Origin of the sequence: Kitasatospora fiedleri (assembly GCF_948472415.1) — a bacterium.
Lineage (GTDB): Bacteria > Actinomycetota > Actinomycetes > Streptomycetales > Streptomycetaceae > Kitasatospora > Kitasatospora fiedleri.
Map to the genome: position 1 here is coordinate 1091784 of NZ_OX419519.1, position 26804 is coordinate 1118587.

At 74.3% G+C, this 26804-nt stretch carries 20 protein-coding genes and 5 pseudogenes; 7 read left to right on the forward strand and 18 right to left on the reverse strand.

Annotated features, from left to right (window positions below):
* Positions 1 to 177 precede the first annotated feature (177 nt).
* Positions 178 to 2146: pseudogene (locus QMQ26_RS05355) on the forward strand (glycosyl hydrolase family 28-related protein).
* A 7-nt stretch (positions 2147 to 2153) separates the two neighbouring features.
* On the opposite strand, the gene QMQ26_RS05360 reads toward QMQ26_RS05355, so the two are convergent.
* Complete coding sequence (locus tag QMQ26_RS05360; protein WP_282206431.1) at positions 2154 to 2684, reverse strand: GNAT family N-acetyltransferase; 531 nt, start codon at positions 2682 to 2684, stop codon at positions 2154 to 2156.
* A 473-nt stretch (positions 2685 to 3157) separates the two neighbouring features.
* Here QMQ26_RS05360 and QMQ26_RS05365 point away from each other — a divergent pair.
* A pseudogene (locus QMQ26_RS05365) lies at positions 3158 to 3556 on the forward strand (ATP-binding protein); the annotation flags it as partial.
* Between the two features lie 41 nt (positions 3557 to 3597).
* Here the strand turns inward: QMQ26_RS05365 and QMQ26_RS05370 are convergent.
* The 3 genes from QMQ26_RS05370 to QMQ26_RS05380 form a co-directional block, all read right to left on the reverse strand.
* Entirely contained in the window at positions 3598 to 3738 is a 141-nt protein-coding gene (locus tag QMQ26_RS05370; RefSeq protein WP_282204935.1) for a hypothetical protein, read from the reverse strand.
* A 437-nt stretch (positions 3739 to 4175) separates the two neighbouring features.
* Positions 4176 to 5285, reverse strand: coding sequence for a methyltransferase domain-containing protein (locus QMQ26_RS05375; RefSeq protein ID WP_282204936.1), 1110 nt, complete (start codon positions 5283 to 5285; stop codon positions 4176 to 4178).
* 725 nt (positions 5286 to 6010) lie between these two features.
* The gene (locus QMQ26_RS05380; RefSeq protein WP_282204937.1) at positions 6011 to 6364 is read right to left on the reverse strand and encodes a PRC-barrel domain-containing protein; all 354 of its coding nucleotides are present in this window, start codon (positions 6362 to 6364) and stop codon (positions 6011 to 6013) included.
* 218 nt (positions 6365 to 6582) lie between these two features.
* Between QMQ26_RS05380 and QMQ26_RS05385 the strand changes: the two genes are divergently transcribed.
* Both QMQ26_RS05385 and QMQ26_RS05390 read left to right on the forward strand, forming a co-directional pair.
* Entirely contained in the window at positions 6583 to 7323 is a 741-nt protein-coding gene (locus tag QMQ26_RS05385; protein ID WP_282204938.1) for a type II toxin-antitoxin system PemK/MazF family toxin, read from the forward strand.
* A gap of 168 nt (positions 7324 to 7491) precedes the next feature.
* Entirely contained in the window at positions 7492 to 8085 is a 594-nt protein-coding gene (locus QMQ26_RS05390; protein WP_282204939.1) for a protein-tyrosine phosphatase family protein, read from the forward strand.
* Positions 8086 to 8472: 387 nt separating this feature from the next.
* Here QMQ26_RS05390 and QMQ26_RS05395 read toward each other — a convergent pair whose 3' ends face one another.
* The 3 genes from QMQ26_RS05395 to QMQ26_RS05405 all read right to left on the reverse strand — a co-directional run bounded on the left by QMQ26_RS05395 (position 8473) and on the right by QMQ26_RS05405 (position 11541).
* Positions 8473 to 9213: a 3-keto-5-aminohexanoate cleavage protein gene (locus QMQ26_RS05395; RefSeq protein ID WP_282206432.1), complete on the reverse strand. Its 741-nt coding sequence runs from the start codon at positions 9211 to 9213 to the stop codon at positions 8473 to 8475.
* A 227-nt stretch (positions 9214 to 9440) separates the two neighbouring features.
* Positions 9441 to 10571, reverse strand: coding sequence for a winged helix DNA-binding domain-containing protein (locus QMQ26_RS05400; protein WP_282204940.1), 1131 nt, complete (start codon positions 10569 to 10571; stop codon positions 9441 to 9443).
* Positions 10572 to 10653: 82 nt separating this feature from the next.
* Positions 10654 to 11541: a metallophosphoesterase family protein gene (locus QMQ26_RS05405; RefSeq protein ID WP_100835099.1), complete on the reverse strand. Its 888-nt coding sequence runs from the start codon at positions 11539 to 11541 to the stop codon at positions 10654 to 10656.
* Between the two features lie 276 nt (positions 11542 to 11817).
* On the opposite strand from QMQ26_RS05405, the gene QMQ26_RS05410 reads away from it, so the two are divergent.
* Positions 11818 to 12669: a lysozyme gene (locus tag QMQ26_RS05410; protein ID WP_282204941.1), complete on the forward strand. Its 852-nt coding sequence runs from the start codon at positions 11818 to 11820 to the stop codon at positions 12667 to 12669.
* A gap of 157 nt (positions 12670 to 12826) precedes the next feature.
* On the opposite strand, the gene QMQ26_RS05415 is transcribed toward QMQ26_RS05410, so the two are convergent.
* From QMQ26_RS05415 to QMQ26_RS05460, 9 genes and pseudogenes are all read right to left on the reverse strand, one after another.
* Positions 12827 to 13195: a hypothetical protein gene (locus QMQ26_RS05415; RefSeq protein WP_282204942.1), complete on the reverse strand. Its 369-nt coding sequence runs from the start codon at positions 13193 to 13195 to the stop codon at positions 12827 to 12829.
* A gap of 30 nt (positions 13196 to 13225) precedes the next feature.
* A pseudogene (locus QMQ26_RS37345) lies at positions 13226 to 13492 on the reverse strand (hypothetical protein); the annotation flags it as partial.
* 94 nt (positions 13493 to 13586) lie between these two features.
* The gene (locus tag QMQ26_RS05425; RefSeq protein ID WP_282204943.1) at positions 13587 to 14786 is read right to left on the reverse strand and encodes a hypothetical protein; all 1200 of its coding nucleotides are present in this window, start codon (positions 14784 to 14786) and stop codon (positions 13587 to 13589) included.
* Complete coding sequence (locus QMQ26_RS05430) at positions 14783 to 15022, reverse strand: acyl carrier protein (protein WP_282206433.1); 240 nt, start codon at positions 15020 to 15022, stop codon at positions 14783 to 14785. The genes QMQ26_RS05425 and QMQ26_RS05430 overlap by 4 nt, the downstream gene beginning before the upstream one ends.
* A 248-nt stretch (positions 15023 to 15270) precedes the next feature.
* Positions 15271 to 15549 (reverse strand): 4'-phosphopantetheinyl transferase family protein, encoded by a 279-nt coding sequence (locus QMQ26_RS05440; protein ID WP_282206727.1) that lies wholly within the window; start codon positions 15547 to 15549, stop codon positions 15271 to 15273.
* Positions 15546 to 16682 carry an NAD(P)H-dependent flavin oxidoreductase gene (locus tag QMQ26_RS05445; protein WP_282204944.1) on the reverse strand — a complete coding sequence of 379 codons (1137 nt, stop codon included), beginning with the start codon at positions 16680 to 16682 and terminating at the stop codon, positions 15546 to 15548. Before QMQ26_RS05445 ends, QMQ26_RS05440 begins: the two co-directional genes overlap by 4 nt.
* Positions 16669 to 17519, reverse strand: a pseudogene (locus QMQ26_RS05450) (hypothetical protein). The gene QMQ26_RS05445 and the pseudogene QMQ26_RS05450 overlap by 14 nt, the downstream one beginning before the upstream one ends.
* Before the next feature lie 37 nt (positions 17520 to 17556).
* The gene (locus tag QMQ26_RS05455; RefSeq protein WP_100835105.1) at positions 17557 to 18453 is read right to left on the reverse strand and encodes a diiron oxygenase; all 897 of its coding nucleotides are present in this window, start codon (positions 18451 to 18453) and stop codon (positions 17557 to 17559) included.
* Positions 18454 to 18571: 118 nt separating this feature from the next.
* Complete coding sequence (locus QMQ26_RS05460) at positions 18572 to 19942, reverse strand: hypothetical protein (protein WP_282204945.1); 1371 nt, start codon at positions 19940 to 19942, stop codon at positions 18572 to 18574.
* Positions 19943 to 20503: 561 nt separating this feature from the next.
* Between QMQ26_RS05460 and QMQ26_RS05465 the strand changes: the two genes are divergently transcribed.
* The gene (locus QMQ26_RS05465) at positions 20504 to 22594 is read left to right on the forward strand and encodes an ATP-binding cassette domain-containing protein (RefSeq protein ID WP_282204946.1); all 2091 of its coding nucleotides are present in this window, start codon (positions 20504 to 20506) and stop codon (positions 22592 to 22594) included.
* Positions 22591 to 24375, forward strand: a complete 1785-nt coding sequence (locus tag QMQ26_RS05470) for an ATP-binding cassette domain-containing protein (protein WP_282204947.1) — start codon at positions 22591 to 22593, stop codon at positions 24373 to 24375. The genes QMQ26_RS05465 and QMQ26_RS05470 overlap by 4 nt, the downstream gene beginning before the upstream one ends.
* A 76-nt stretch (positions 24376 to 24451) precedes the next feature.
* On the opposite strand, the gene QMQ26_RS05475 is transcribed toward QMQ26_RS05470, so the two are convergent.
* Both QMQ26_RS05475 and QMQ26_RS05480 read right to left on the reverse strand, forming a co-directional pair.
* Complete coding sequence (locus QMQ26_RS05475; protein WP_282204948.1) at positions 24452 to 25399, reverse strand: GNAT family N-acetyltransferase; 948 nt, start codon at positions 25397 to 25399, stop codon at positions 24452 to 24454.
* A gap of 199 nt (positions 25400 to 25598) precedes the next feature.
* Positions 25599 to 26764, reverse strand: a pseudogene (locus tag QMQ26_RS05480) (damage-control phosphatase ARMT1 family protein).
* Positions 26765 to 26804: the final 40 nt, after the last annotated feature.

Consider the following 26804-nt stretch of genomic DNA (forward strand, 5'->3'; position numbering starts at 1 on the left):
GCAACTCTCTTGTGGTGGTGCGGCGCGTCCCCCTACTGTCGGCTCACTTCCACCACGCCTTTCAGAGAGCCGGTCCCCGATGACTGCTGCCCCCGCATCCCCCCACCGTTCCGTGCTGTCCCGTCCGGCCCGCGCGGGAGCGGTGGTGGTCGCCTCCGTGCTCGGGCTGGGGTGGCGCTGTGCGCCCCGGCCGCGCAGGCCGCGTCCGCGTCCGCGTCCGGCTCCGCCGGGAGCGCCGCCGCGGTGACCCGGGCCGGGATCGACCCGGCGCTGACCGCGGGCCGCGGCGCGCGGGTGGACTTCCTGGAGCAGGAGGCGGAGCACGCCGCCACCAACGGCAGCGTGATCGCCGCCGACCGCACCGCGTACACCCTGGCCGCCGAGGCGTCCGGCCGCAGCGCGGTGAAGCTGGCGCCCGGCCAGTACGTGGAGTTCACCCTCCCCAAGGACGCCAACGCGATCACCGTCCGCTACAGCCTGCCGGACGCGGCGAACGGCGGCGGCCTCACCGCGCCGCTGGACGTCACCGTCAACGGCAAGGACCGCCGGCAGCTCTCGGCCACCAGCCAGTACTCCTGGCTGTACAACCAGTACCCGTTCAGCAACGACCCGAAGGCCGGGCTGCTGCACCCCGACTGGTGGATCACCGAGTGCGGCTGCGTGCCCGCCGCGACCACCCCCGCCCCGGCGATCTCCACCCCGTTCCGGCCCGGCCACATGTACGACGAGCAGCGGCTGCTGCTGGGCCGCACCTACAAGGCGGGCGACAAGGTCCGGATCGCGCTGCCCGCCGGGTCCAAGGCCCCTGGGCGGCGATCGACCTGCTGGACTCCCAGCTGGTGGCCGCGCCGCATGTCGAGCTGAAGGCCGTCAACGTGCTCGCGCTGGGCGCCGACCCGACCGGGCGGCGCGACTCCGCGGACGCCATCGACCGGGCCGTCCAGCTCGCCAAGCTGCTGCACCTGCCGGTGTACCTGCCGCCGGGCGTCTTCCAGGTCAACCGCCACCTGGTGGTCGACGACGTCACGCTGATCGGCGCGGGCAGCTGGTACACCGTGCTCAAGGGCAGCCAGCAGACCCTGTCCGCCCCCGCGCGGACGGCAGCGTGCACACCGGCGTCGGCCTCTACGGCAAGGACGCGGCGCAGGGCGGCAGCCGCAACGTCCACCTGTCCGGGTTCGCGATCGAGGGCGACGTCCGGGAGCGGATCGACACCGACCAGGTCAACGGCATCGGCGGGGCGTTCAGCGACTCCAGCATCGAGGGCCTGTACATCCACCACACCAAGGTCGGCATCTGGCTGGACGGCCCGATGAAGAACCTGCGGATCACCGGCAACCAGATCGCCGACCAGATCGCCGACGGCATCAACTTCCACACCGGCGTGGCCGACTCGGTGATCCGCGACAACTTCCTGCGCAACACCGGCGACGACGGCATCGCGCTCTGGTCGGAGAAGACCGAGGACGCCCGCACCGTCATCGACCACAACACCGTGCAGTCGCCGACCCTGGCCAACGCCATCGCGGTGTACGGCGGCACCGACACCACCGTCTCGAACAACCTGGTCGCCGACCCGGTCCGCGAGGGCTCCGGCCTGCACGCCGGTTCCCGCTTCGGTGCCGAGCCGTTCACCGGCTACCTGCACTTCACCGACAACACCACGGTGCGGGCCGGCACCTACGAGCTGAACTGGAACATCGGCCTCGGCGCGATCTGGTTCGAGGTGCTGGACCGGGACATCGACGCGGACGTCAAGGTCACCGGCGACCACTACCTGGACTCCACCTACAACGCGATCATGGCGGTCGCCGAGTGGGGCGTGAAGGACCAGTACAAGCTGTCCAACCTGGCCTTCAAGGACGTCCGGATCGACGGCACCGGCACCTCGGTGCTCAGCGCCCGGGTGGCCGGCTCGGCCAGCTTCCAGAACGTGGTGGCCCGCAACGTCGGCGCCGTCGGCGTCAACAACTGCGGCACCTTCCACTTCACCCCGGCCGGCTCCGAGTTCTCGGTCGCCGACCTGGGCGGCAACTCCGGCGGCGGCACCACCGGCGACTGGCTGGCCTCCTGGGAGCTGCCCAACACCCTCACCTGCGACGACCGCCCGCCGGTGGTCGCCCCGCCCGCCCCCTCCGCGTGGTGACGGACCGTCACTCCCCCTGCGGCTCCAGCGGCTTGACCAGCCTGGCGAACCGCAGGTCGGGGCGGAGCGGCACGCCGAAGCGCTCGTTCCCGTAGGGGAAGGGCTCGAACTCGCCGGTACGGGCGAAGCCCCGCCGCTCGTACCAGGCGATCAGGTCGGCGCGCTGGTCGATGACCGTCATCTCCATCGCGGTCGACCCCCACGCGGCCCGGGCCCACTCCTCGGCCCGGGCCAGCACCCGCCGCCCCAGCCCGCCGCCCTGGACGGCGGGCGACACCGAGAACATCCCGAAGTACGCGGCCGGGCCGCGCCGCTCCAGGTGGCAGCAGGCCACCGGGGCGCCGTCCCGCTCGACCAGCAGCACCACCGAGTCCGGACGGCCCAGCAACTCGGCCACCGCGGCCTCGTCCGTGCGCTGCCCCGCCAGCAGGTCCGCCTCGGTGGTCCACCCGGCCCGGCTCGCCTCCCCCCGGTACGCCGACTCCACCAGCGCCACCAGCGCCGGCACGTCCGCGGGCCCCGCGGGCCGCAGCGCCAGGTCGGTGGCCGGGCGGACGTCGGCTCGGCGGCGGTCATCGGTGCTCTCCTCGAAACGGGGTGCGGTGGTACGGGCGCGGCCCAGGCGGACACCGCGCCACGGCGGGACGCCGGAACCGCCATGGTGCCACAGCACCCACCCCGCCGGGCCACCCCCACGGCCCGGCGGGGACCCCCCGACCGGCGCGGTCGACCCCGGGCCGGGGGCCGACCGCGCCGCACCCCTCCCCCGCCGGGAGGCCCGGCCGTCGCCGCGCACCCCATGAGACCGGACCCTCCACCCGCGCGGGGAAGACGCCCGCACCACGCCCGCGTTTTCCTCCTTCGACGGCTGACCCCCGCTCGCGCGGGGGTCAGCTGGCGCGTTCGTGATCCCGCCGGGACAGTCCGTCGTCCTCCCCGCGTGAGCGGAGGGGTCAGCCGGCGTACACCGAGCGCCCCGGCCAGGCCGGGGCGCCCTGCCAGCGGGAGCGGGGTCAGCCGGCCATCGACGTCGTCGGCATGCAGGTCTGCTGGTTCACCCTGGAGTCGCTGACCACCACCCTCGGCCGGGCCACCGTCGACAACTCCGTGGCCCGGGCCGTCACCAAGATCACCCGATGCGACCTCATCGTCGACGACATCGGCATGCTGCCCCGCGGCCAGATCGCCGCCGAGGCATTCTACTGGGTGATCGATGCAGCCTACGAACGCCGCTCCGTGATCGTGACGTCGAACCTTCATTCGTCAGGATTCGACTCGATCATGCCCAAGACGCTCGCCACCGCGGCCGTCGACCGGCTCCTGCACCACGCCCACATCATCCTGACCGAGGGCTCCAGCCTCCGCCTCACCCAGGCCACCACCGGCAAGCGCGTCGTCCCGCTCGCATAGGGGCGCAGACGCCAACGGCCCGGTCAGTGCCCTGAAGGCAGCTACTTCTGTAGGGGAGGCAGTCCGTCGACAAGCTCACACAGCACCCAGCCTGCAAGTGTCCACAGCAGGGCGAAGAGCACGATACAGGCGGCCGCCGAGATGGCGAACTGCCCCGTCACACTTTTCGCGAACCGTTTCATGTGCTCTCCTCGCCGTCCGTCCTGCATCGGTCACAGGGACGTCTTCTGTGTCCGGACGGTTCCTCGCAGGCCCGGTGCCGCATGCTTCGTCAGCGGAAGGCGTCTCCGATGCCATCGACACGTCCGCCTTCTCCACACCGATGCAAACAGCTACCACCAGGCCCGATCGGGTGACAACTCGTCATACCGGGCAGGGAGATCAGATGTCCGCAGGGAGAGACCTGAAATGTCCGAGAAGAGGAATTCGGGCGTGTCCGTTGACAGTCCGGGGCGCCGTCCCCGCGCGAGCGGGGTTGGCTCCTCGTGCGCGATCTCGCCGTAGACGTCGACCGCTTCTCTTCTCCCCGCGCCGACGGGAATGCAAGGCCGAGCTGTGTTGTCCGCGGACAACACGGTGCCCTTCTCTAAGTCTGGGAGCAGTGGCCGTTGATGGGTGATCAGGTCGGGTTAGGCCAGCGTGGGCCGTGGTCGGGGTCGGTGTGCCAGATCCACTGCCGGTCCGGGGTGACGGTCATGCCGTAGTCGTAGACCGTCGGTCGGCCGAGCTGCTCCCATTGTGTCCAGGCGTCGTCGAGCAGGTCGGCGAGATGTCGGGGGCCGCCCTGGGCGCGGTAGACGCCGTCGGGCGTGGAGGACAGGGTGGCCCAGGACTCGTGGCCGTCGTGGATCCAGGCGCTGGTTCCGTCCTGGTCGACGGCGGTGGTGATCACCAGCTCGGGCAGGACGACGCGCAGGTGGAACAGCAGGCCCCAGTCGGTGCGCAGGTCTTCGGGGTCGCGGGTGGTGTGCTGTTCGGGGCCGGAGGGCGGGGTGTGGGTGCGGATAGCGGTGAAATCGGGAGAGGACGGCGGGATGGCGGTGCGGTCGGGCATGAACTGGGCGAGGCCCTGCATCCAGCCGGTGGCGTGGGTGTGGTCGGGTGCGACGGTGAGGGCGGCGTGGCCGAGGCGGCCCCAGGGGAGGACGAGGCGTCCACCGGGGCGGGTCTGCTCGATCCAGGCCCAGGGCACCCGGTCGACGGCGTAGGTGGCGATGGCCCGGTCGTACGGGGCGCCGGCCGGGTGGCCGAGGCTGCCGTCCCCGGCTACTACGTCGACGTCGAGGCCGGCTGTCTTGAGCCGGGTGGCGCCGGCGGCCGCGAGGCCGGGGTCAACCTCGACGGTGGTCACCCGGCCGGGCCCGGCCCGGTGGGTGAGCAGGGCGGCGTTCCACGCGGAGGGGCTGGTGCCGAGTTCCAGGACGCGCTGCCCGGGTTCGAGGCGGAGGGAGTCGAGCATGTCGACGACCAGGGCCTGGGCCGAGAGGCTGGACGTCGGCAAGCCTGCGGTGACCTGGGTGACCGCGGCGCGGTGCGGGTCCACGTACAGCAGCTCCAGCCACCGGCCCGGGTCCGATCCGCGATCAACCGGCTGCCAGGCACAGCCGTCCCAGTCCCACAGCCGCTCCGGGGCGAATTCGTCGCGCGGGAAGCGGGCGACCGCGTCACGGAGCCACGGTGAACGCTGCGGCCACAGCCCTCCGGCCACCATCGCCTGGTCCAAGCGCACCCTGGCCTCGGCTGTGGCCCGAGCGGTGGCATCGTCGGCCGCGGTCACCCGGTGCACCCCTACTTCTTGTGCTTGCCGTCGCCGGGCGGCGGCGGGGGGACCTGGCCGTCGGAGTTTCCCGGCGGTGGTGTCCCTGGCCCGGATCCGGCGCGGGCTTCTCGTGCTCGCCCAAGGCGTGCTCCCTCCCCGATCGGCAGCCGGACCGCCCGGCTGCCCGCCACTCATCCTCCCGCCCCTACTACGTACGCGGTAGTACGCGTCAGAACGGATGACAGGTCGGCACGTTGACGCCAACCTTCCGCACTCCGCCCAGCGGAACCCACCTCACACCGTCGTACCACCATGCCAAGACGCACCCACACCGCTCCTTGACTTCTGAACGCATCACGCAAGCATGCGTGGCGAAGAAACGGCAGAGCCGTCACAACGCCGCAGGTCGCGAAGGGTCGTCCCCGCACCGCCCGCGCGGGGTACCGGGCGGGCGGGTCAGGGGTGCGGGCCGACGCGTACCGTCTTGATGGCACCGCCGCTGCTCCAGGTGCGGTGGATGCGCCGGCCGTTACCGGCGCGATGCGGCTGCCGTGGACAAGCTCGCCGAGGTAGCCGGGCAGAGCATGGTGGCGGTGAGTGCGTAGTCCAGGGGGCGGAGGCCGATGGGGTGCGGAACGGGCGGGGCCCCGCGTCCTGTGCGGACGCGGGGCCCCGATCGGTGCGGGTGCGGCAGGTCAGATGCCGGTGCCGTTGCCGTAGTAGTCGCCGACCTGCTGGCGGTAGGCCGGGTCGTCGGCGTGCTGGTCCTTGTCGTACTCGGGCGAGTTCTTGACCTCGTCCCGGGTGCGGTTGACCCACACCGTCTTCTCCTGGTCGTCGACCCGGGTGACGGTGCCCGCCGGGAGCAGCACCTCGCGGCCGAAGATCCACGGGCCGGTGTCCACCACGAGGTAGCCGGCGCCGACGTCCACGGTGTGCTTGTCGACCTTGCCGATGTGGCCGTCCGTCGCCTCGACCCGGTAACCGGTCAGGTTCGCGCCTGCGACGTAGCCCTCGGCACCCTCGTAACCCCACATAGCCTCGGTCATCCACTGCCTCCTCGTCGGCGTACCTGGTCCTGCGTGCGACAGGCCGCCTGCCCCGGTCCCCGGCGAACATGCCACGCATCGGACGCGCTCTCCGGGAGGCTCCGCGTCGCCACCCGCTCTCGGGCCGGGCGGTACCGGCAGGAGTCCGGACTGCCGGACCGGGCATGCGCTGCCCGCGGACACGGCGGGACAATTCCGGGAAGCAGGAGGAAGAGACGTTGGAAGAAGAGCGGAAGAAGCGGAGCCGCGGGGCCCCCGCCGCCCCTGGCAGGAACTCCGGCAGGAACTCCGGCGGGGGCTCCGGTGGGAGGAGTGCCCGCCCGGGACGGGGGGATTTCCCTGCGCACCTGCCGGACGGGCTCGTCCGCCTGGCCCTGTACCTCGGCTACGGCGCGTTCTGGGCGCTGGACTCCCGGCTGCTCCTCGGTCACGGAATCTGGAGCGCCCTCGTCGCGGTCGGCGCGCTCGCCGGCGCGGCGGCCCTGTGGTTCGTCCCCTCGTGGTGGAGGAGGGCACGCCGTCGCGAGGGCGGCAGGTCGCCTTCCGCCGGAGGTCCGCACGGTCCGCGCGGCGGCAGGACGGGGCCGGGCTCGCGGCGCCCGCCGCTCCCGCCACGGCCCCGGGCGGGACGACGCCCGCAGCCCGGTCAGGTCTGGTACGCGTACGTCCCCTTCGAAGAGGGCGGCGGCGGCAAGGACCGGCCCTGCCTGGTCGTCGGCGCGGGACCGACGGGTGCGACCGTCCTGAAGATCACCAGCCAGGACAAGAGCGACTTGCCCGAGCACTACTGGCCGATCGCCAACACGGGGTGGAACCGTTCGGGGCACGAGAGCAGTTGGCTCCAGAACCACACGCCGCTGCGCGTACCCTACGACGGGTTCCGCCGACCGCTGGGGCTCTGCCCGGCCGACCTGTGGCGCGAGGTCACCGACCGTCTAGACCTGTCGGCGGCCCGCTGACCCGGGCCCGCCCGGGCAGCCCCCCTACGGAGTGAAAAGCCGTTCCATGGACCGGGTGAGGGTTGGGCCGGGAGCCAGGGGAGAGACGGTGTCTGTGCATCTGAGCCCCTCCGGCCGGGCCTGCCCGCGCTCAACCGGTCCGTGGGGACGACCGAAGGAGCGAACCGCATGGCCGCCGACCCCGTCACCGCCGCCGAAGTCTCCGCCGACATTGGTGGTGACGGCCTGGCCCACTGGCTGCTGCGCGCCTGCGCCGAGGACGCGGCCGCCCGGAGCACCACCGCCGCCGAGCTGCCCGACTGGCGGATCGTCGACACGCTCACCGCCGTCCTGAACGGCTGGGAGCGGCGTGCCGTCCTGGCGACGGAGGCGACACTGGCCACCGCTGTCCTGGCCCTGCAGTCGACCGCCTGTCTGCTGCGCCGCTTCGACAACGATCACGACCTCGCCCGGGAGTGGCTGCTCGACTTCGGCCACCGGTTCGCCGGGAAGCAGGGCCACCCGCACTCCGCCGGCCCCACCGCGATCGAGGTGCTGGACATCGCGGTCCTCGAGGTCCGGCAGCACCCCGGGGCGCCGTCGGCCGCCGCGCTGGTGCACATTGGTGCGCCGGTGCTGGATCACATGCGTCCGGCGTCCCGGGCGGAGGATGCCCGCGAACTGCTGCTGACCCTGGGCCTGTGGGCGGGCAACGACCTCGCCCGGCTCGCAGACTGGGACGGCACCCGGATCGCCGCCCACACCCGTCCGAGGACCGGCTGACATCGGCCGATGTCGCGCGTCGGACGGCGGGTGCGGGATCGGTCAGCAGCCTCGGGCGCCCTTGGCGGACTTGGCGGACTTGGCCGGGCTGTGGTGCAGGAGTCGGACGAAAGAGGACCAGGACGTCCGGCCGCACCTCCGCCCGGCCAGCCCCAGCGGTAGCCGAACGTCCGCTCCTCGACCGGGATGCTGACGTCCACGCCCCGGGGCAGGCCGCGCAGCACCAGGCCGCACGGCAGATCCACCACCGCGGCCGGCGCGGCGGACATGCCGGTCGAGACCCTCTCCGCACTCGCCCGCCGCCGGCACGAACACCGCGCCCGCACCGACTCCCGTCACGGCATGCAGAGCGTCACCGACAGCACCAGCCGCCTCGGCGGCACCGACTCAGGCCAACGGTCGGCCGCCGGACTGCGCGTCGATCAACTTCCTTGCACTCCTCACCAGTTCGGCATTGTCACGAGCGGGAGATCCGTCCGGCAGGTGGAGGACGTCCTCCAAGCCGATCCGGGTGTCCAGGCCCCGGGCGGCGGCCATCGCCAACACCGGCCAGGCCGAGCCGTCCTCCCCGTGGAGCAGGACCGGCAGATCCGTTCCGGCCCGCAAGGTGTCCAGTAGCGTCTCGGCACCGACCAGGGCGGCTGCCGGTTCCGTCTCGGTGATCTCGGCCAGCACCCGCAGCGCGCGGTGGGCCCTCGGCCAGGCGAGGAAGCGGCGGGCTGCGTCGGTGCCGGAGAAGATCCCGACCTCGATGCCGACCCCCCGGGCCAACAGCGCGTCGGCGACCAGGTCCGCGCCGTCCTCGTGCCAGTTCACCGAGGCGTGGTCGGGCAGCACGGTCCAGGCCCGCACGTGCGCGGCGCGTCGCTCCGGGTCCGGCGCGGCCCACGCGCCTGTGGTCACACCGATCCGGACGCCGGGCACCGCCGCGCGCACCGCCGCGACGGCGGCAGCCACGTGTTCCGGCTCCAGCGTGTCCCGGCCCGCGGAATCCTTGGGGTGCAGGTGCGCGTCCTCGGCCCCGGCGCGCACCGCCGACCGGACCTCGGCCGCCAACTCCGTTGCGGTCAGGGGGAGACGATCGCACTCGACGCGGCTCCTGGCCCCGTTCGGGCATACCTGCAGCATGCGGACGATCCTCTCGGAAAGTGCTGGGTGGCTGATCAACCGCTTGGTGCGATGCGGGACCATCCCCGCTCACCCGGGGAGGACGGTGTCCACCCCGTACGTGCCGGTGCTGGGCGGGGCAGACCTCCGCGCGAGCCGGGGGCGGCCTTGGTGCTGTAGCGGTGCTGGTGGGGACGGGGCGTCAGCTCTTGGGCCGTGGAAGCGTTCCGGCAAGCAGCGCTGCCCTGCTAGCCGTCGGTGGACCAGCGGACGGTCAGGTCCGGGGTGTTCGTGGCGGTGGCGAGGCGGGTGAGGGCCGGGGTGAGGGTTTCGGTGGGTGGGCGGTGGGTGAAGGGGGTGAGGGTGAGGGTGGGGCCGTCCTGGTGCCAGGTGCCGGTGATGCGGCCGTCGACCAGGAGGAGCGGGGCGATTCGGCCGGCGGTGCGGCTGACTGCGGGGCGGTGGGCGGGTGGGAGGATTTCGGTGGCCTTGGTGCCGGGGCCCAGGACGTACTGGTCGAACGGGCCGAGCAGGTGGACCGAGCCGGTGGTGGGGGCGGGGGCCGTGAGGTCGTCGAGGTGTTCGGTGAGGGTGTAGGCGGGGGTGCCGTCGACGGTGACTTCGGTCAGTCGGTCGCCGAGGGCGGCGGCGAAGTTCTTGAGGACGCTCCGGCGCAGGCTGTTGCGGGAGAGCCAGGCGTCGAACCGGTCCAGGTCGGCCGGGCCGTACGCGCCGAGGTAGGCGGCGAGCAGGCGCGGGCCGGCCTGGTCGACCGGGGGGAGGCCGGGCCAGGTGGGGCTGTGGCCGGCCGGGTGGGTGAAGGCGGTCCGGCCGTGGGGGGCGGGCGCGTGGCAGAGCACGCCCTGCCAGGCGAGCGGTTTCAACAGCGTTCCCCAGCCGGAGCGCAGTTGTTCGGCCAGCGGGGCGAACCGGGGGTCGGCGGCGAGGGCGGCGGTCAGCTCCTCCCTGGTCAGCACGGTGCCGTCGAGCAGTTCGGCGACGGCTTCGACCAGGTGGGCGACCTGGGCCGGGGTCGCGCCGAACTCCCTGGTCCAGGCGGGCTTCTCCCAGGTCCGGGCGGAGCCGATCAGGGCCAGTGCGTCGGCGGCGGTGGCGGGGTCGAGCAGGTGCAGGGTGCCGCGCTGGGCCCAGGTGCGCAGCAGGCGGCCGTCGGCGAGGGCGGTGCGCAGTTGCGCGGTGGCGCCGGGGCCGGTGCGCAGGGCGACGGCGAGTTCGGCGGCGGCCGGGACCTGGGCCTGCACCCCGGCGAGGCGTTCGACCACGGCGACCGGCCCGTCCGGGGGCGGTGCCGTGCCGAGGTGTTGGCGGCGCAGGCGCCAAGCCAGTACCTGGTCCGTCGTCAGTTCGACTCCGCCCACCGCGCGTCCCCCTCCGTGCCGGTTCCCGAGGGCGCCGATCCTAGCCGCCGGTACTGTCAGCGGCCGTCCGCGGCAGGGGCGTTCAGGGCGCGGGCGAGGCGGGCGCGGGCGAGGCGGGGACGGGCTGCTCGGGCGGGCCGGGGTAGGGGAGGATCTGGCGGAGCAGTCCGCGCGGGTGGCCGCGGCGGCGCCACTCGCGGGGGTAGCCGATCGAGACCTCCTCGAAGCGGACGTCCTCGTACCAGGTGGTGCGGGGGATGTGCAGGTGGCCGTAGACCACGGCGGCGACGTTGAAGCGGCGGTGCCAGTCGGCGGTGCGGTCGGTGCCGCACCACTGGGCGAAGTCGGGGTAGTGCAGGATGTCGGTGGGGCGGCGGTCGAGCGGCCAGTGGCTCGCCAGGACCAGCGGCAGGCCGGGGTCGTGCGCGGCGAGCGCCTTCTCGGTGGCCTCGACCCGTTCGCGGCACCAGTCGTCGACGCCGGCGTAGGGCGCGGGGTCGATCCGGTACTCGTCGGTGCAGACCACGCCGTTCTCGTGGGCGCGGGCGAGCGACTGCTGCTTGTCGGTGACGCCGGGCACCCGCCAGCTGTAGTCGTAGAGGGTGAAGACGGGGGCGACGGCGTACGGTCCGCCGGGGCCCCGCCAGACCGGGAACGGGTCCTCGGGGGTGTGGACGCCGAGGGCGCGGCAGCGTTCGACCAGGAGCTGGTAGCGGGCGGGGGCGGAGAGGTCGACCTGGTCGTGCGCGGTGCTCCACAGTTCGTGGTTGCCGGGCGTCCAGATCACCTGGGCGAAGCGGCCGGTGAGGAAGCGCAGCGCCGCCTCGACGTCGCGGACCTGTTCGGCGACGTCGCCCGCGACGATCAGCCAGTCGTCGGGACCGGTGGGGTGGAGCGCTTCGAGGGTGTCGCGGTTGTCGGCGATGCCGACGTGCAGGTCGCTCACCGCGAGCAGGCGTCCGTCCGGCACCGTTCCCCCGTCCTCGTCTCGGCCCGGCGTCCCGGCAGCGGGACGCGCGTTGACACGCTACCGCCGAGGCGGTGGGGCGCGCCAGCGGGCCGTTCTCCGGTCGGCGCGTCAACGCCCGGCGGAACCACGGGCGTTCAGTTGTCACATGTATGGCTGTTCGCTCTACATACGGTCATTCGATGTGTAGTTTCAACACTCTGTTGACTGACGGGGCCATGACTATATCTTCTCGGCATGCGGCCGATCCGGCCGCCACCACCGGATTGAGGAGTCGTCATGCCCGCTTCCGGCACCACCCGGATGCTCCGTCGCGCCGCCACCGCGGCCGCCTCCGCCGCCCTGCTCGTCGGCGCCGTCGCCGCCGTCCCCGCCCAGGCCGCCGCGCCGGGCACCCCCGCCGGCTTCCACCCCGAACGGGACTTCGCCGGCTCGACCGTCGCCGGCCACGAGGGCCGCGCCGACACAGCCGACACCGCGAGCACCTTCGCAGCACTGGCCGCCACCCAGACCAAGGGCATGGACGTGTCCAGCTACCAGGGCAACGTCGCCTGGAGCACCGCGTACGCCAACGGCGGCCGGTTCGCCTACGTCAAGGCCACCGAGGGCACCAGCTACACCAACCCGTACTTCTCCCAGCAGTACAGCGGCTCGTACAACGTCGGGATGATCCGCGGCGCCTACCACTTCGCGCTGCCGAACGTCTCCAGCGGCGCCACCCAGGCCACCTACTTCGTCGGCCACGGCGGCGGCTGGTCCAAGGACGGCAAGACCCTGCCGCCCGCCCTGGACATCGAGTACAACCCGTACGGCGCCACCTGCTACGGCCTGAGCCAGGCCGGGATGGTCAGCTGGATCCGCGACTTCTCCAACACCGTGCACAGCAAGACCGGCCGCTACCCGACGATCTACACCACCACCGACTGGTGGACCACCTGCACCGGCAACAACTCCTCCTTCGGCGCCACCAACCCGCTCTGGATAGCCCGCTACGCCTCCGCCGTCGGCACCCTGCCGGCCGGCTGGTCCTACCAGACCATCTGGCAGTACTCCGACTCCGGCACCCTGCCGGGCGACCAGAACTACTTCAACGGCGCGCTCGACCGGCTCAAGGCCCTCGCCAACGGCTGACCCACCGCTCCCCCGCCCGCTCCCGCCCGCCCCCGCCCGCCCGCAGCCGTCCGCAGCCGGACTCCGCCCCGCACCGGCTGCGGACGGACGGGCGGACGGGCAGACGGACGGACGGGCGGACGGACGGGCAGACGGACGGACGGGCGGACGGGGGTGCTCAGTCGCGGCGCAGCACCAGCAGGTCCATCCAGCTGACGGCCTCCTCCTCCGGCCGCTCGGCCGCCGCCCGGCGCAGCCGGTCGAGCCCGGCCTGCCACGCCTCGTCGGGCAGGGCGCGCAGCTTGCTGTCCGCGTCGCGGCGCAGTCCGGCGGCGAACGCGGCCAGGGTGGGCGCGGAGCGCTGCGGCAGTGAGCGCAGGGCGACCGGGGTGAACCCGGCCGCCTCGAACGCCGTCGTGACGTGCTCGACGGTCGGGTAGTCGGCGATCCCGGCGGCGGTCTCCGGGAAGTACCGCACCCGCAGGTCGCGTTCGCACCGGCCGGGGAAGGCGTTGCGGATCAGCACCGTCCCGCCGGGGCGCAGCACACGGTGCAACTCCCGTGCGGCGGCGGTGAGATCGCCGATGTGGTGGACCACCGAGCCGAGCCAGGCGGCGTCCGCCCCCGCGTCCGCGACCGGCAGCTGCTCGGCCCGGCCGTCCAGGACCGTGATCCCCTCCCCACGGGGATCAACTCCCGCATGGCCGGGGCGGGTTCGACGGCCACCACGTGGACGCCGAACCAGTCGCGCAGTGCGGTGGCGAAGGCCCCGGTGCCCGCCCCGACGTCGAGGACGGTGGCGCCGGGGCTCGGCGCGGCGTGCTCCGCGATCGCCTCCCGCCAGGCGGTCAGCCCCTCGCGGGGGATCTCGCGGGCCGCCCGGTAGTCGGCGGCGGTGCTGGCGTCGTACACGGTGTCGGCCACGGCGGGCTCGCTCCTCAGGTGAGTCGTTCCAGGACGGGGGTGAGCGGGGCGGGGTCGGCGTCCCCGAGCGCCGCGAGGAACAGCCAGCCGCGCGGTGCGGCGAGCGTACCGGCGGCCAGCGGGAGCAGGCCCGGCCCGCCGGCGGCGGGCAGCAGCCGGGCCTCGTCCAGGGCGTTGACCAGCCGCTCGAACCAGCCCTCGCCGTCGATCGGGACGAGCCGCAACTCCAGCCGGGCGTCCAGCTGCTGGGCGATCATGCCGGGCGAGAGCCGGGCGTTGGCCTCCAGCACGGGGACGAGTGCGCCGTCGGCGGTGGTCATCGAGTCCACCGACAGCGGCCCCCGGTAGCCGGCCGCGGCGGCGGACTCGGCGACGGACTCCGCGGTCTCCCGGTAGCCCGCCCGGTCCAGCCGGGCCAGCAGTTCGGGGCTCGGCCGGTCCGAACCCCGGTACGCGTGGCCGTCGTTGAGCACCTGCCGGATGCCGTGCCAGTGCGGCCGGCCGGACGGGTCGATGGTGAAGTGCGCGGCGAAGTCCTCGGCGGGCCGGTGCAGCGGCTCGACGATCAGCTCGATCCGGGCCGAGCGCCGCTCCACCTCCCGGGCCAGGTGCCGTTCCAGGAAGGCGAGCCGCTCGGGCGACTCGACCACCAGGTTGCCCTGGCCGGAGACCCCGTACGGGTCCTTGACCACGCACGGGCCCAGCGCCCCGGCTGCGGCCCGCAGTTCGGCGAGGCCGGTGACGACGGTGCCGGCGCCGGGGTGGCCCAGTTCCGTCGTCCAGGTCTTGGAGTTGACCAGCCGGACGGCGTCCGGCTCCGGCAGTCGCCCGGCCAGCCCCTGCCGGGCGAGCGCCGGCGCGGTGCCGGGCAGCACCGCGTACGGCGCGGCCACCGCCCCGGCCAGGCCGGGGACGGGGTGCGCGGCGAGCCGCCGCTCGACCGGCTCCGCCGGGTCGCCGGGGACGGCGAGGTGCCGGGCCCCGAAACCGGCCGCGTGCATCAACTCGGTGAACGCGGAGGGTGGTTGGCGGTTGGTCAGCAGGACGTCGCCGGGCCCGCAGAGCACCGCCTGGAGCTGGTCCATCTCCCGGGTCAGGCGTTCGCTGTGCGGGTTGCGCAGCGCGGGCAGGGTGGCCAGCTCCGCGGGGCGCCAGTGGGCCTCGGCGTCGCAGCTGCCGAACCGGACGGTGCCGGACCGGACGGTGCCGCTCACGCGGCGCCTTCGGCGGGGGCGAGGAAGCGCTCCTCGATCCGCTCCAGCGTCCGGAAGTCGTCCACGGTGACCTCGGCGAGGTCGATGGGTCGGCCGGAGACGCTCTCCAGCAGGTAGATGAACTCCAGGAAGTCGAGCGAGTCGATCAGCCGGCCCTCGATGAGGTCCTCGGCGGGTTCGACCTCCCGGCCGAGCTTCGGGTTCTTGCCCTGGATCCAGTCGGCGATCTGCTGCACGGGGTGACTCCTCGGTGGGATGGTCGGGGACGGGCGGAGGGTGTCGGACGGGCGGGGGGTGGTCGGGGAGGGAAGGGGGGTGTCGGTCAGGGCGGCGGCGACCGCGATCGCCCACTCGCCCTCGTGGGTGATGCTGAGCGTCCACTGCGCGAGGCGTTCGGCGCGCAGCCGGCGCAGGGCGGTGCCGTGCGGGTGGACGGCGGGGGCGCCGCCGGGGCCGCGGAGCACTTCGATGTCCCGCCAGCGGATCAACTCGTCGACGGGGGTGAGCAGTTTGAGGAACGCCTCCTTCGCGGCGAGCCGCCCGGCCAGGGTGGCGTCGGGGTGCCGTCGGCAGCGGCGAGCTGTTCGCGCTCCCGGGGGGTGAACTGGTCGGCGAGCCAGCGTTCGCCGTGGCGGCGGGCGACAGCGGCGGCGCGGGGGACGTGCACCAGGTCGACGCCGACCCGCAGCCGGGGGTCGGCCCCGTCGGGGGTGTCGCCGAGCATCCGGTGCAGGGCCGCCCGCAGGGCGTCCTCCCCGGTCACCGGGCCGCGACCGGGGCCGCCCCCGGTCCGGGCGGCGCGTCCTGTGCCGCGTCCCGTGCCGCATCCCGTGTCGCGTCCCGCGCCCGCGCGTACTGCTCGCGCAGCCGGGCGAGGATCGCCGCCGCGGGTTCGACGGCGGTGACGGCGCCGCAGCCGAGTCCCGCGTAGCGGGCCATCTCGCCGACCCGGCCCTCGGCCTCCGCGGTGGGTGCGGCGGCGGAGCCGCGCGGGACGGGACGCCGGCTGCCCATCACGGTGGTCCAGGCGATCAGTGCGGAGGGCAGCGGGGCCGGCGCCTCGGTGACGGCGCTGCGCAGGACGCGGTGGGTGCGGCCGGGCCAGCCGATCGAGAAGCGGTCGGTGATGACGGTGTCGGCCGGTCCGGCGGCGATCAGGTCGCGCCGGTAGTCGGGGTGGGCGGCGGACTCGGCGGCGGCGACGAACAGCGTGCCGCACATCGCCCCGTTCGCCCCGGCGGCCAGGACCCGCAGCAGGTCGGCACCGGTGCCGACGGCGCCCGCGGCGAACACCGGCAGGTCGAAGCCGGGGTCGGCGCGCAGTTCGGCGAGCAGGTCGGCGAGCGGCCGCTCGCCGAGGTGGTGGCCGCCGGCCTCGGTGCCCTGGACGGTGACGGCGTGCGCGCCGAGCCCGGCGGCGGTGCGGGCGTCGTGGTGGCTGCCGGTCTGCACCAGCAGCCGGTGTCCGGCGGCGCGCACCCGTTCGGCGAAGGGGCGCGGCGGCAGGCCGTAGCTGTTGACGGTGAGCTGCCGGTCGGCCCGGTCGAGGACGGCGTCGAGCTGCTCGTCGAGCAGCCGGTCGGCGACCTCGGGGATGACGTTGACGCCGAAGGTGCGGGTGGTGCGGGCGGCGGTCCGCTCGACCAGGGCGGCGGCCAGGGCGCGGTCGCTCTTGTAGAGGGCGACGGTGCCCAGGGCCCCGGCCTCGCTGACGGCGGCGGCCAGCTCCGGTCCGGCGATGCCGCCCATCCCGGCCTGGACCAGCGGGAGTTCGACGCCGAGCGCGGCGGCGCCCACTGCGGCGGCGGCGTCGACGGCGGTCAAGGCGGCGTCGACGGCGGCACCGGCCAAGGCGGCGGCACCGGCCAAGGCGGCGTCGGCGTCAGCGGCGCTCATCGCGCACCTCGCGGACGCGTTCGAGCGCGGCGTCGGCGCTGCCGTGGGTGAGGATCGCGGCGTGCACCCACCGCTCGGCGCCGAACGCGGTGCAGCCGCTGTGCGCGGCCTCGCCGCCGGAGGTGATGCCGAGGCGGTCGCCGAAGAAGTTGCGGTGCCGGTTGACGGAGGCGATGGCGGTGCCGTCGACGGCCAGGAACTCGTACTTGACCGGGTCGAGGGCCATCAGCTTGGCGCGCGAGCCGGTGCGGTCGTAGAACGGGTCGTTGGCGGGCTGGTAGTCGAGGACGATGCCGAGGGCGGCGGCGAGGTCGAGGACGAACTCCTTGGAGCGGGCGAGGTGGTCGCGCACGCCGTCGGGGGTGCCGAGGTAGAGCACCTCGCGCATGTGGAAGCCCCACAGGCGGCGCAGCCCGTCGTAGTGGTCCTCGTTGCGGAAGCAGCGGCCGATGGCGGTGACCCGCTGCCCGTCGCCGACCTCGGCGCCGGAGAGCGAGAGCAGCAGGCCGTAGCAGGTGGCGGAGGGCAGCAGGTAGCCGGTGGGGTGGACGCCCTGCTCGGCGGGGGGCTCCCCGGCGGCGAGGGCGTCCAGGGTGTCGCCCTGGTAGCGGCGGCGGCGACGCCGAGGTGCGGGAAGTTGCGAAAGTAGTCGAGCTTGGCGAGCCCTTCGGCGGGCAGCAGCGGCGGGCCGATCACGGCGGGGGCGTGCAGGTGCTCGGCGAGGCCGGTGAACAGCGCGTCGAGTTCGGTCAGCAGCGCGGCGTGGACGGGGTCGAGGACGACCAGGCCGGGGCCGGGCTCGCGCAGCGGGGGCAGGTCGGTGGTGCGGGTGCTCATGCGGGTTCCCTTGCTGGGCGCGGAGGTCGGCGGGTTCTCAGGCGGCGTCGAGCACGCCGATGCGGCGGTAGAACGCGGTGGTGCGGGAGGTGATGGCGGCGTGCGCGGCCTGCCGGGCGGGGTCGGCGATGACCCGGGCGCGGAAGGCCAGCGGGTCGGGGATGCCGGCGTCGCGGTAGGCGTCGACGCTGTACAGCTGCTGGATCGAGGACTGGACGTACTTCTCGACGTACTGCCGGCCGCGCTCGGTCTCCCGCTCGTCCCCGGCCTCGACCAGGCGCTGCCACAGGGCGCGCACCAGTTGGGCGCCGAACGCGATGTGCCGGGACTCGTCCTGGTGGTGGACCCGGTTGATGGCGCGGATGGTCTCGGGCAGCGCGGTGTCGGCGGCCATCCTGCTGTTGAAGTGGTCGACGATCTGCTCGAAGATCAGGATGCGGCTGAACACCACGAAGTTGTCGAGCCGCGCGGAGTGCTTCTCGGCGGAGAAGGCCATCGACCGGTCGGGGAACAGCCGGCCGCCGTAGCGCAGGCAGAACTCGGCGAAGAACCACATGTGTTCGTTCTCCTCGCCGAGGAAGTGGTGGAAGAACGGGGTGGGGATCTCGTAGCCGGGGGCGTGGATGCGCCGGACGACCTCCTGCATCAGCTCGCGGATGCCGTGCACGTTGAGGCTGTAGAAGTTGATGCTCTCCCACTTCGACAGCGCCAGGTACTGCTCGCGGCTCAACTCGGCCGCGGCGGCGGTGCCGTGGACGGTGAGCAGGTCCTCGCTCATCCACAGGGCGCCCTCGGGGATGCGCTCGGGCCAGTCGAAGGTCTGGTAGGGGTTGTAGTACTCGTTCTCGGCGGCGGCGGTCAGCCGGGTGACGGCGGCGGCCACCTCCTCGTCCCAGACGGGCGCGGTGTCGGCGGTCGGGGCGGCGGTGGTCATGCGGGGGTTCCTCTCGGTACGACGGTCGGAGGGGGTGACGGCCGGGGGGTGACGGCCCGCGCTCGGCGGCTACGCGGCTCAGCGGCCGAAGGCGACGGCGACGACGGGCTGGACCGGCTCAGCGGTCGAAGTCGAAGGCGACGGCGGCGAGTTCGACCGGCTCGGCGGCGGCGGCCACCAGCAGGCCCTCGAAGGCGCGCAGCACCCGTTCGATGTCCTGGCGGGGGATCAGTGCGGTGTCGGCCATCAGGTACAGCAGTGCGGTGTCGGGCGCGTAGGTGGTGTGGACGAAGAACAGCGCGTCCTGGCGCTCCCAGGAGCCGACGTGGAAGATCCGGGTCTTCGCGGTGAGCGGCGCGAGGTCCTCCGGGGTCGCGGGCACGTCCGGCAGGTCCTCCCAACGGTCGTGCATCCGCTTGTCGTTGAAGAAGTGGCCGAGTTGCAGCACGCCGCCGTTGCGCTCCCGGGCGGCGTCGAGCACCTCGTCGACGGCGATCGGGTCGTAGTGGGCGTGCCGGTAGGCGTTCATGCCGGCCAGGAAGGCGCGCTTGACGGCCTGGTCGAAGGTGCCGGTGCCGACGTCGAGGGAGAACAGGGCGTTCTCGGCCATCGCGGCGACCAGCCGGCGGGTGCGGTCGTCGTGCCGGTTCACGGCGATGAGTTGCAGCGGGACGAGGGGGTGCCCAGTCCAGGCGCCGAGCACCGCGGCGGTGGCGGCGAGCAGCACGGTGCCGGTGGAGACCTGGCAGCGTTCGGCGATCGCGGTGGCGGCGACGGCGGCGGCCGGGGAGTCCATGCCGAGGCGGACGAAGCGCTCGGGCGCCCCTGGTCGTCGACCGGCGGGAACAGCGCGGGCGGGGTCTTCTCCAGGGTGCGCCGCCAGTGCTCGACGGCGGCGGCGCCGCGTTGGGCGCCCTCCCCCTCGCTCTCGTACCCGGCCTGGTCGAGCGGCTGCCAGTCGGGGCGGGGCCCGGCTCCCCGGCGAGCAACTCCCGCAGGTCGCGCTCCAGTTCGCGCACCGCCCAGAAGTCCACGCCGAGGTGGGAGAAGACCAGCACCAGGTGGGCGGGGCGGCCGCCGTCGCGCACCAGGGCGCAGCGGAACGGGATCTCCTCGGTGTGCCGGAACGTCCGGGCGACCAGCTCGTCGGCGACCCGGGCGGCGGTGTCCGCGGCGGTGCCGGGGCGGCGTCGACCACGGGGTAGCGCAGGGTGCCGGTGTCGGTGAGGTGCTGGCGCCAGCCCTCGGCGCCCTCGTGGAAGGTGGTGCGCAGCGCCTCGTGCCGCTCCAGCAGCGCGGCGATCGCCGCGTCCACCTGCAACTGGCTGGTTCCGTACGGCAGTTGGGCGATCCGGCGGATGTTGAAGTAGTGGGCGCCCTCGTCCAGCCAGCGGATGGACTTCCAGATCGCGCGCTGGCCCCAGGTCATGGGCGCGGTGCCGGTCCTGGCACCGCGGTAGGCCACCGTACGGGTGTCAACGCTCTCCACAGCAGCGGGTTCCTCTCCGGTACGCGCCGGTGGGACGGCGCGCGGACGAGGGCCGTCGGCGGGAAGGAGGCGACGGCCGGGCGGAAACGGGGCGTGCGACCGGGGGATGCGTTCCGGGCGGCCTGCCTGATGGGCGCGGCGGCGCGGCGGAACAACCCTCCCGGCAGCGGGCCTGCCGCAGCCCGGGAACATGCGCCAACCCCCGTCGAGCGCAAGGAGAACGAGTACCGGCGGTGTCCGGCCGGCCCCGATCCGGACAGGACGCTAGCCCGGATGTCGATCAAATGTCTAGACCAAATGGAAGACCCACCCACGCTTCCGCCGTCGTTCGCAACCAACTCCGAGTGACTGTCAGGTGAATTCTTGACGGACTTGACGGCCCTGCAGCAGACTCGGGGACCCGTGCCCCCCGGCGACATCGACGTCCCGGCTGTCGGGCACCCTCCCGCGTTCCCGCCCCGCGCCGCCCCTCCGCCCCGCGCCGCCCCTCCGCCCCGCGGCGCTCCCGGGCGCACCCCGTCCCGTTCGACGAGACCCACCGAAACCCGGAGGCACCCGCCCGTGCCCTCTCCCGCCCCGCCGTCCGCATCCGCGCCCGCCGCGCCTCCCCCGCTCGCCGCACCCTCCCCGCCCTCCGGGCCCGCGCCGACGGCGGCCGGAGCCCCGCCCGCCCCCGGCCTGCCGGAACGGCTGCGCCGCCGCGTCCGGCACCGGCTGGCCGCCGCCCGGCTGCTGCGCCTGCTGCACCCGGCCCTGCTGGTCGGGGCGACCGTGCTGCACCTGGCGGTCGGCCTGCTGCCGATCGGCTTCATCGCCGCCACCAGCCACCTGATCGCCGCCCTGCCCGCCGCCCGCACCGGTGGTGGCGGGCCGACCGCGGCGCTGCTGATCGCCGCCGCCGCGTTCGTCCTGCACCAGGCGCTCGCCCCGTTCCAGTCGCTGGTCGGCGAACTGGTGGCCCGGCAGGTCGACGGCGCCCGGATCGCCGACCTGATGGCCTGCGCCCTGGACGGCCTGGACAGCGCCGCACTGGAGGAGCAGGACGTCCTCGACCTGCTCGCCGAGGCCCGCGGCGGCTTCGACCGCCTCTCGCCCACCCCGGGCGAGGCCGCCGCCGGGACGCTGGCCCTGCTCGCCCGCTACGCCCAACTGCTCGGTGCGGCCACCGTGGTGGGCATCGCCCTGGGCTGGCTCCCGGCCCTGCTGGTGACCGCCGCCGCGCTGGTCATCCGGGCCGGGCAGCGCGGCGCGCTGAGCCGCTTCGGCGCGGCCCGCGCCACCATGACCGGCCGCCGCCGGCGACTGGCGTACCTGCGCAGGACCGCCACCGGCACCGGCATCGCCAAAGAGGCCCGGATGCTCGGCCTGGTCCCCTGGCTGCGCGAACGGCACACCGCCGAGGCCCGCCGCTACCTCGAACCGCTCTGGGCCACCCGCCGCCGCCTGCTGTTCCGCCCCTTCCTCGGCCTGGCCGCGGTCGGCCTGCTCGGCGGCGGCGCGGCCCTCGCCCTGCTCGCCCGGGGCGGCGCGGCGCACACCCTGACGCTGTTCCAGCTCTCCGCGGCCCTCCAGGCGGTGCTGGTGCCGATGCGGTTCGGCGTGTTCTTCCCCGAGAGCGACATGCAGACCCTGTACGGGCTGACCGCCGAGGACGCCCTGCGCACCCTCGAACAGCGCCCGTCCCGCGTACCGGCACCCGCCGACGCCACCGCCGGTGCCGGTGCCGGTGCCGGTGGTGGTGAACCGCCGGCCGACGGGACGATCCGGCTGGAGGACGTCTCCTTCCGCTACCGCCCCGACGGCCCCGACGTGCTGCACCACCTCGACCTGGAGCTGCCGCCCGGCCGCTCCACCGCCGTGGTCGGCCTCAACGGCGCGGGCAAGACCACCGTGGTGCGGCTGCTCGCCCGGCTGCGCGAACCCGGTGCCGGACGGATCACCGTCGGCGGCGCCGACCTGGCCCACCAGCCGGTGGCCGACTGGCACCGGCGGATCGCGGTGATCTTCCAGGACTTCGCCCGCTACGAGCTCACCGGCGCCGAGAACATCGCCCTCGGCCGGCCCGCCCTGCTCACCGACCGGGCCGCGCTGCGGGCCGCCGCCGACCGGGCCGGGGTCCTCGACGTGCTCGACGCGCTGCCCGACGGGCTGGACACCGTGCTCAGTTCGCACTACCGGGGCGGCAGCGACCTGTCCGGCGGGCAGTGGCAGCGGGTCGCCCTGGCCCGGGCCATGCTGGCCCTCGCCGACGGCGCCTCCCTGCTCGTCCTGGACGAACCCACCGCCCAGCTCGACGTCCGCGCCGAGGCCGCGTTCTTCGACCGCTTCCTGGAGATCACCCGCGGCGTCACCAGCGTCATCATCGCGCACCGCTTCTCCAGTGTCCGGCGCGCCGACCACATCGTCGTCCTCGACGGCGGCCGGGTCGCCGAGTCCGGCACCCACGACGAACTGCTGGCCCTGGACGGCGAGTACGCCCGCCTGTTCCGCGCCCAGGCCGAACGCTTCACCGCCGACGCCGACGCCGACGCCAGCCTCGTCACCCCTGCCACCGGCGCCGCTGCCACCACTGCCGACGCTGACGCCACCATCCCCGACTCCCCGGACGCCACCGGCGCCGACACCCCGCCCGCCGAGGAGGCCCCGCGGTGACCGACCTGATCCCGGCCCTGCGCCACCTGCTGGTCCTCGCCTGGCGGTGCGACCCGCGCCGACTGCTGCGCGCCGCCGCCATGATGGCGGTCGGCTGCCTCGCCACCCCGCTGATCGCCCTGTGCCTGAAGGGCCTCACCACCGAGACGCTGGCCGGGCACGGCGGCAGCGCCGTCCTGCTCGGCCTGGCCGCCGCCGTCCTGCTGGTGCTCGAACTGATGATGGGCCACTTCGCGCACCTGGCCTACTTCGAGCTCGGCGACCTCGGCGAGGTCGAGCTGCAGAACCGGCTGGTCGCCCTCGCGCACGGCGCGCCCGGCCTGGAGGACCTCGACACCCCCCGGTTCGCCGACACGCTCGCGCTCGTCCGCGACGACCTGCCGCGCACCCGGGCCTCGCTCGAAGCAGCCCTGCAACTCGCCGGTCTGGCCATCCAGTTGGGCCTGACGGCGGTGCTGCTCGGCCTGCTCGACCCGTGGCTGCTGCTGCTCCCGCTGCTGGGGGCCGTCCCGGTGCTGGCCGGCCACCGGGCCCAGCGCCTGCTGGACGCCGCCAAGGAGTCCGCCGCCCCGCACCAGCGCCTCGGCCGCCACCTGCTGGACGTCGCCACCGGCCACGCCACCGCCAAGGAGGCCCGGCTGGCCGGTGCCGCGCCCTTCCTGCTCGACCGCCACCATCGCGAGTGGCGCGCCACCACCCGCCTGCTCGGCGGCGCCCACACCCGGGCCGCCGCCCTGCGCGCGGGCGGCCAGCTCTGCTTCGCGCTCGGCTACGCCGCCGCGATCTGGCTGGTGGTCCGGCAGGCCCGGCACGGCGTCTCGCCGCTCGGCGACGTCATCCTGGTGATCACGCTGGCCGCCCAGCTCTCGCTCCAGGTCGGCACCGCGATCCAGCTGCTCACCGTCCTCCAGGACGCCGGCCGCACCGCCCACCGCCTCGACGCCCTGAAACCCTCGACTCCCTTCCGCTCCAAGCTTCCTGACGGCACGTCAGCCCCGCTCGTCCTGGCCCGCGGCATCCGGCTCGAACACGTCTCCTTCCAGTACCCGGGCAGCACCCGGCGGGTGCTGGACGACGTCACGCTCGACATCCCGGCCGGCACCGCGCTCGCCGTGGTCGGCGAGAACGGCGCCGGCAAGAGCACCCTGATCAAGCTGCTCTGCGGCCTCTACCGGCCGACCGGCGGACGCGTCCTGGTCGACGGCGTCGACCTGACCGCCGCCGACCCCGCCGACTGGCAGCGCCGGATCGCCACCCTGTTCCAGGACTTCGCCCGCCTCGAACTGCGCCTGCGCGACAACACCGGCATCGGCGACCTCGACCGGATCGACGACGACGCGGCCCTGGCCGCCGCCCTGGACGCCGCCGAGGCCGCCCCGGTGGCCGCCGCCGTCCCCGGCGGCCTGGACGGCCTGATCGGGCGCAGCTACGGCGACGGCGTGGACCTGTCCGGCGGGCAGTGGCAGAAGCTCGGCCTGGCCCGCGCCCTGCTGCGCCGCGACCCGCTGCTGCTGGTCCTGGACGAGCCGGCCTCCGCACTGGACGCGGCGGCCGAGCAGGCCCTGTTCGAACGGTTCGCCCGGCTGGTCGCGGACTCCCGCTCCCGGACCGGCGCGGTCAGCGTGCTGGTCTCGCACCGCTTCTCCACCGTCCGGATGGCCGACCTGATCCTGGTCCTGGAACACGGCCGCCTCGCCCAGGCCGGCACCCACGAGGACCTGCTCGCCGCCGGCGGCCTGTACGCGGAGCTGTACCGCCTCCAGGCCCGGGTGTACGCCTGACCGATCCCCCGGCGCCGACGGGGACGGGAGCCGCCGACCGACATGCCCCCGTCCCCGCACCCGCACCCGTCGGCCGTCAGGAGGTGGGCAGGACCAGGGCCCAGGTGTCGACGGAGAAGTCGACCTCCATGCCGTGCTTGCGGTACAGCTCCGGTGCGCCGGTCGCGTTCTCGGTGTCGACGCCCAGGCCGACGGCGGAGCGGCCGTCGGCGGCGTGCACCGCGAAGAAGTGCCGGAGCAGGTAGCCGCCGAGGCCGCGGCCGCGGGCGGCGGGCAGGACGCCGATGTTGAACGCCCAGGCCAGGGTGGGGAGTCGGACGCCGGTGCGCAGCACACCGACGTCGCCCTGGCCGTCGAGTTCGGCGACCCAGACCCGGGACCAGTCGACGGTGTCGGCGTGGATGTCGGCCAGCCACTGCTCGTAGCCGCGGGGCTTGAAGTCGTAGTGCTCGGCGAAGGTCTGCTGGAGCAGCCGGTGGGCGATCCGCCGGTCCTCCTCCCGGGCGCAGTCGCGCAGCCGCACTCCGGCGGGGGGTTCGGGCAGCGGGTCGGTCTCCGGGGAGACGTCGCGCCGCAGGGCGTGGTGGCGGCGGGCGAGCCGCCAACCGCGGGCCCGCATCGCGTCGGTGTCGGTGGTGGGTTCGGCGTTGAGCAGCAGGTGCAGGACGGCGCGGTCGGCGCCGTTGCGGCGGGCGAGTTCGGTGGCGCGGGCCTCCATCAGGTCGAACAGGTGCAGGCCGCCCGCGAGTTGGCCCGGCAGCAGGTACTGGTCGAGGTCGATCCGCTCGCCGCCGGAGCGGTCGCGGACCAGCCCGTACCCGACCAACTGCCCGTCGGCGTCGTGCAGGAGCCAGGTGTCGCGCGCCAAGTCAACGTCTGGTCGGCCGAGTTCGGACTCCACCTCGTCGGGTTCGGTCTCCGCCCACCCGATCTCCATCTCGTCCACCTGGTTCAGCAGCGCGCAGACCGCCGCCGCGTCCCCGGCCGCCGCGGGCCGCACCGTCATACCGTCCGGGAGTGCCATCGCCGCTCCCCCTCCTCCGTCGTCGACTTCTCCGGCAAACCCACCCTTTCTATCCGGCCGACCGACTCCGCCTCACGGCTTTCCCGTTTCCCGCCCACGATCGCCCGTCATCGTCCCCGTCCGTCCACCGGATCCGCGTAGCCGTCGACGATGATCCCCACGGCCGCACCGGCGTGCAGTTCTCCCCCGGTGCTTGCGGCTAGCGGCGGACCTGGATCAGCGCGTGCCGCCCGTCCGTGCGCCACGGGGTGCCGGTGGCGTCGAGGCGGGGCGGGAGGTCGGGGGCGAGGCCGACGGCGACGTCGGACTTGAGGGTGCGGAGGGTGGCGACGGGGGTCGGGAAGTAGGCGGTCAGGGCGGCGAAGGGGGTGGTGGGGGCCAGTGGCGGTCGCCCACCAGGCGGCGGTGGTTGAGGTCGCCCTTGAGGATGGTCAGGGTGGCGCCGGAGAGTTCGTCCCGCAGGTCGGCGGGCATCGCGTCGAAGGGCAGCGGGGCGCAGAAGAACGGGTGGGCGCCGATCGTCAGGGTGCCCGCGCCCATCGCCCGCCACAGCCGCTCGCCGATCGCGGCGGCGGCGCTGCCGGGGGCGGTGCGCAGCCGGGTGAGGGCGGCCAGGGTGTCGGCGGTGGTGGCGTCCGAGACGAAGTGGGGCTGTGGTTTGACGTGCAGGGTGACGCGTCCGGCCAGGCCGGAGGTGAGCAGGTGGTCGATCAGGACCAGGTCGGGGAGGAGTTCGCGTCCGGCGTTGTCGGCGACGAGGTCGACCCGACCGCCCCGGCCGTGTTCGAGCACGGACCAGAGCGCCGCGCTGTCGTCGGCGACCAGCGCGGCGGCGGACGTCCCGTCGTCCCCGGCCGTGAGCCGGAAGCTGAGGTCGGCGCGGTTGCCCCAGAGCGCGGCGGACAGCAGCGCCTGCCGCGAGGGCTCGGCGGCGTCCAGCGCGGCCAGTTCCCCGGCCACCGCCGGCCCGGCCAGTTCGGCGGCCTTGACCGGGGCGAACGGGTCGACGCCCTGCCAGGGGCCCGGCCGGAAGTAGCCGGTGGCGTCCAGCAGTCGGCGGTAGAAGTAGCTCTCGGCCCACAGGAACGGCGCCTCGTCCCACCGCCTCCCCCACAGCCCGGCACCCCACTCCCGCCACCGCGCCGCGTCCGGGTCGTCCCCGTCCGGCGGTTCCAGCACGCCGCCGCCGGTGCTCTGCGCGAGCAGCGCCGCCAGCCGCTCCCGCTGCGCCGGCCCGTACGGCAGCGCGTCCAGCACCTGCCGGATCAGCACCGGGTGGCGCTCGTGGAAGACGCCCCGGGCGAAGGACCCGGGCACGTCGATCCGGATCACGGGCGCGTCGGGGAGGTTCGGGGGGTTCGGCACGGGCGGGCTCGGCTCTCTCGCAGCGGCACGGACGGACAGG

Bases quoted from the DNA above. Each gene is read 5' to 3' on its own strand.
- QMQ26_RS05370 (WP_282204935.1), bottom strand. From the start codon at position 3,738: ATGAAACGGTTCGCGAAAAGTGTGACGGGGCAGTTCGCCATCTCGGCG.
- QMQ26_RS05380 (WP_282204937.1), bottom strand. From the start codon at position 6,364: ATGACCGAGGCTATGTGGGGTTACGAGGGTGCCGAGGGCTACGTCGCA.
- QMQ26_RS05390 (WP_282204939.1), top strand. From the start codon at position 7,492: ATGGCCGCCGACCCCGTCACCGCCGCCGAAGTCTCCGCCGACATTGGT.
- QMQ26_RS05395 (WP_282206432.1), bottom strand. From the start codon at position 9,213: ATGCTGCAGGTATGCCCGAACGGGGCCAGGAGCCGCGTCGAGTGCGAT.
- QMQ26_RS05410 (WP_282204941.1), top strand. From the start codon at position 11,818: ATGCCCGCTTCCGGCACCACCCGGATGCTCCGTCGCGCCGCCACCGCG.
- QMQ26_RS05445 (WP_282204944.1), bottom strand. From the start codon at position 16,682: ATGAGCGCCGCTGACGCCGACGCCGCCTTGGCCGGTGCCGCCGCCTTG.
- QMQ26_RS05455 (WP_100835105.1), bottom strand. From the start codon at position 18,453: ATGACCACCGCCGCCCCGACCGCCGACACCGCGCCCGTCTGGGACGAG.
- QMQ26_RS05475 (WP_282204948.1), bottom strand. From the start codon at position 25,399: ATGGCACTCCCGGACGGTATGACGGTGCGGCCCGCGGCGGCCGGGGAC.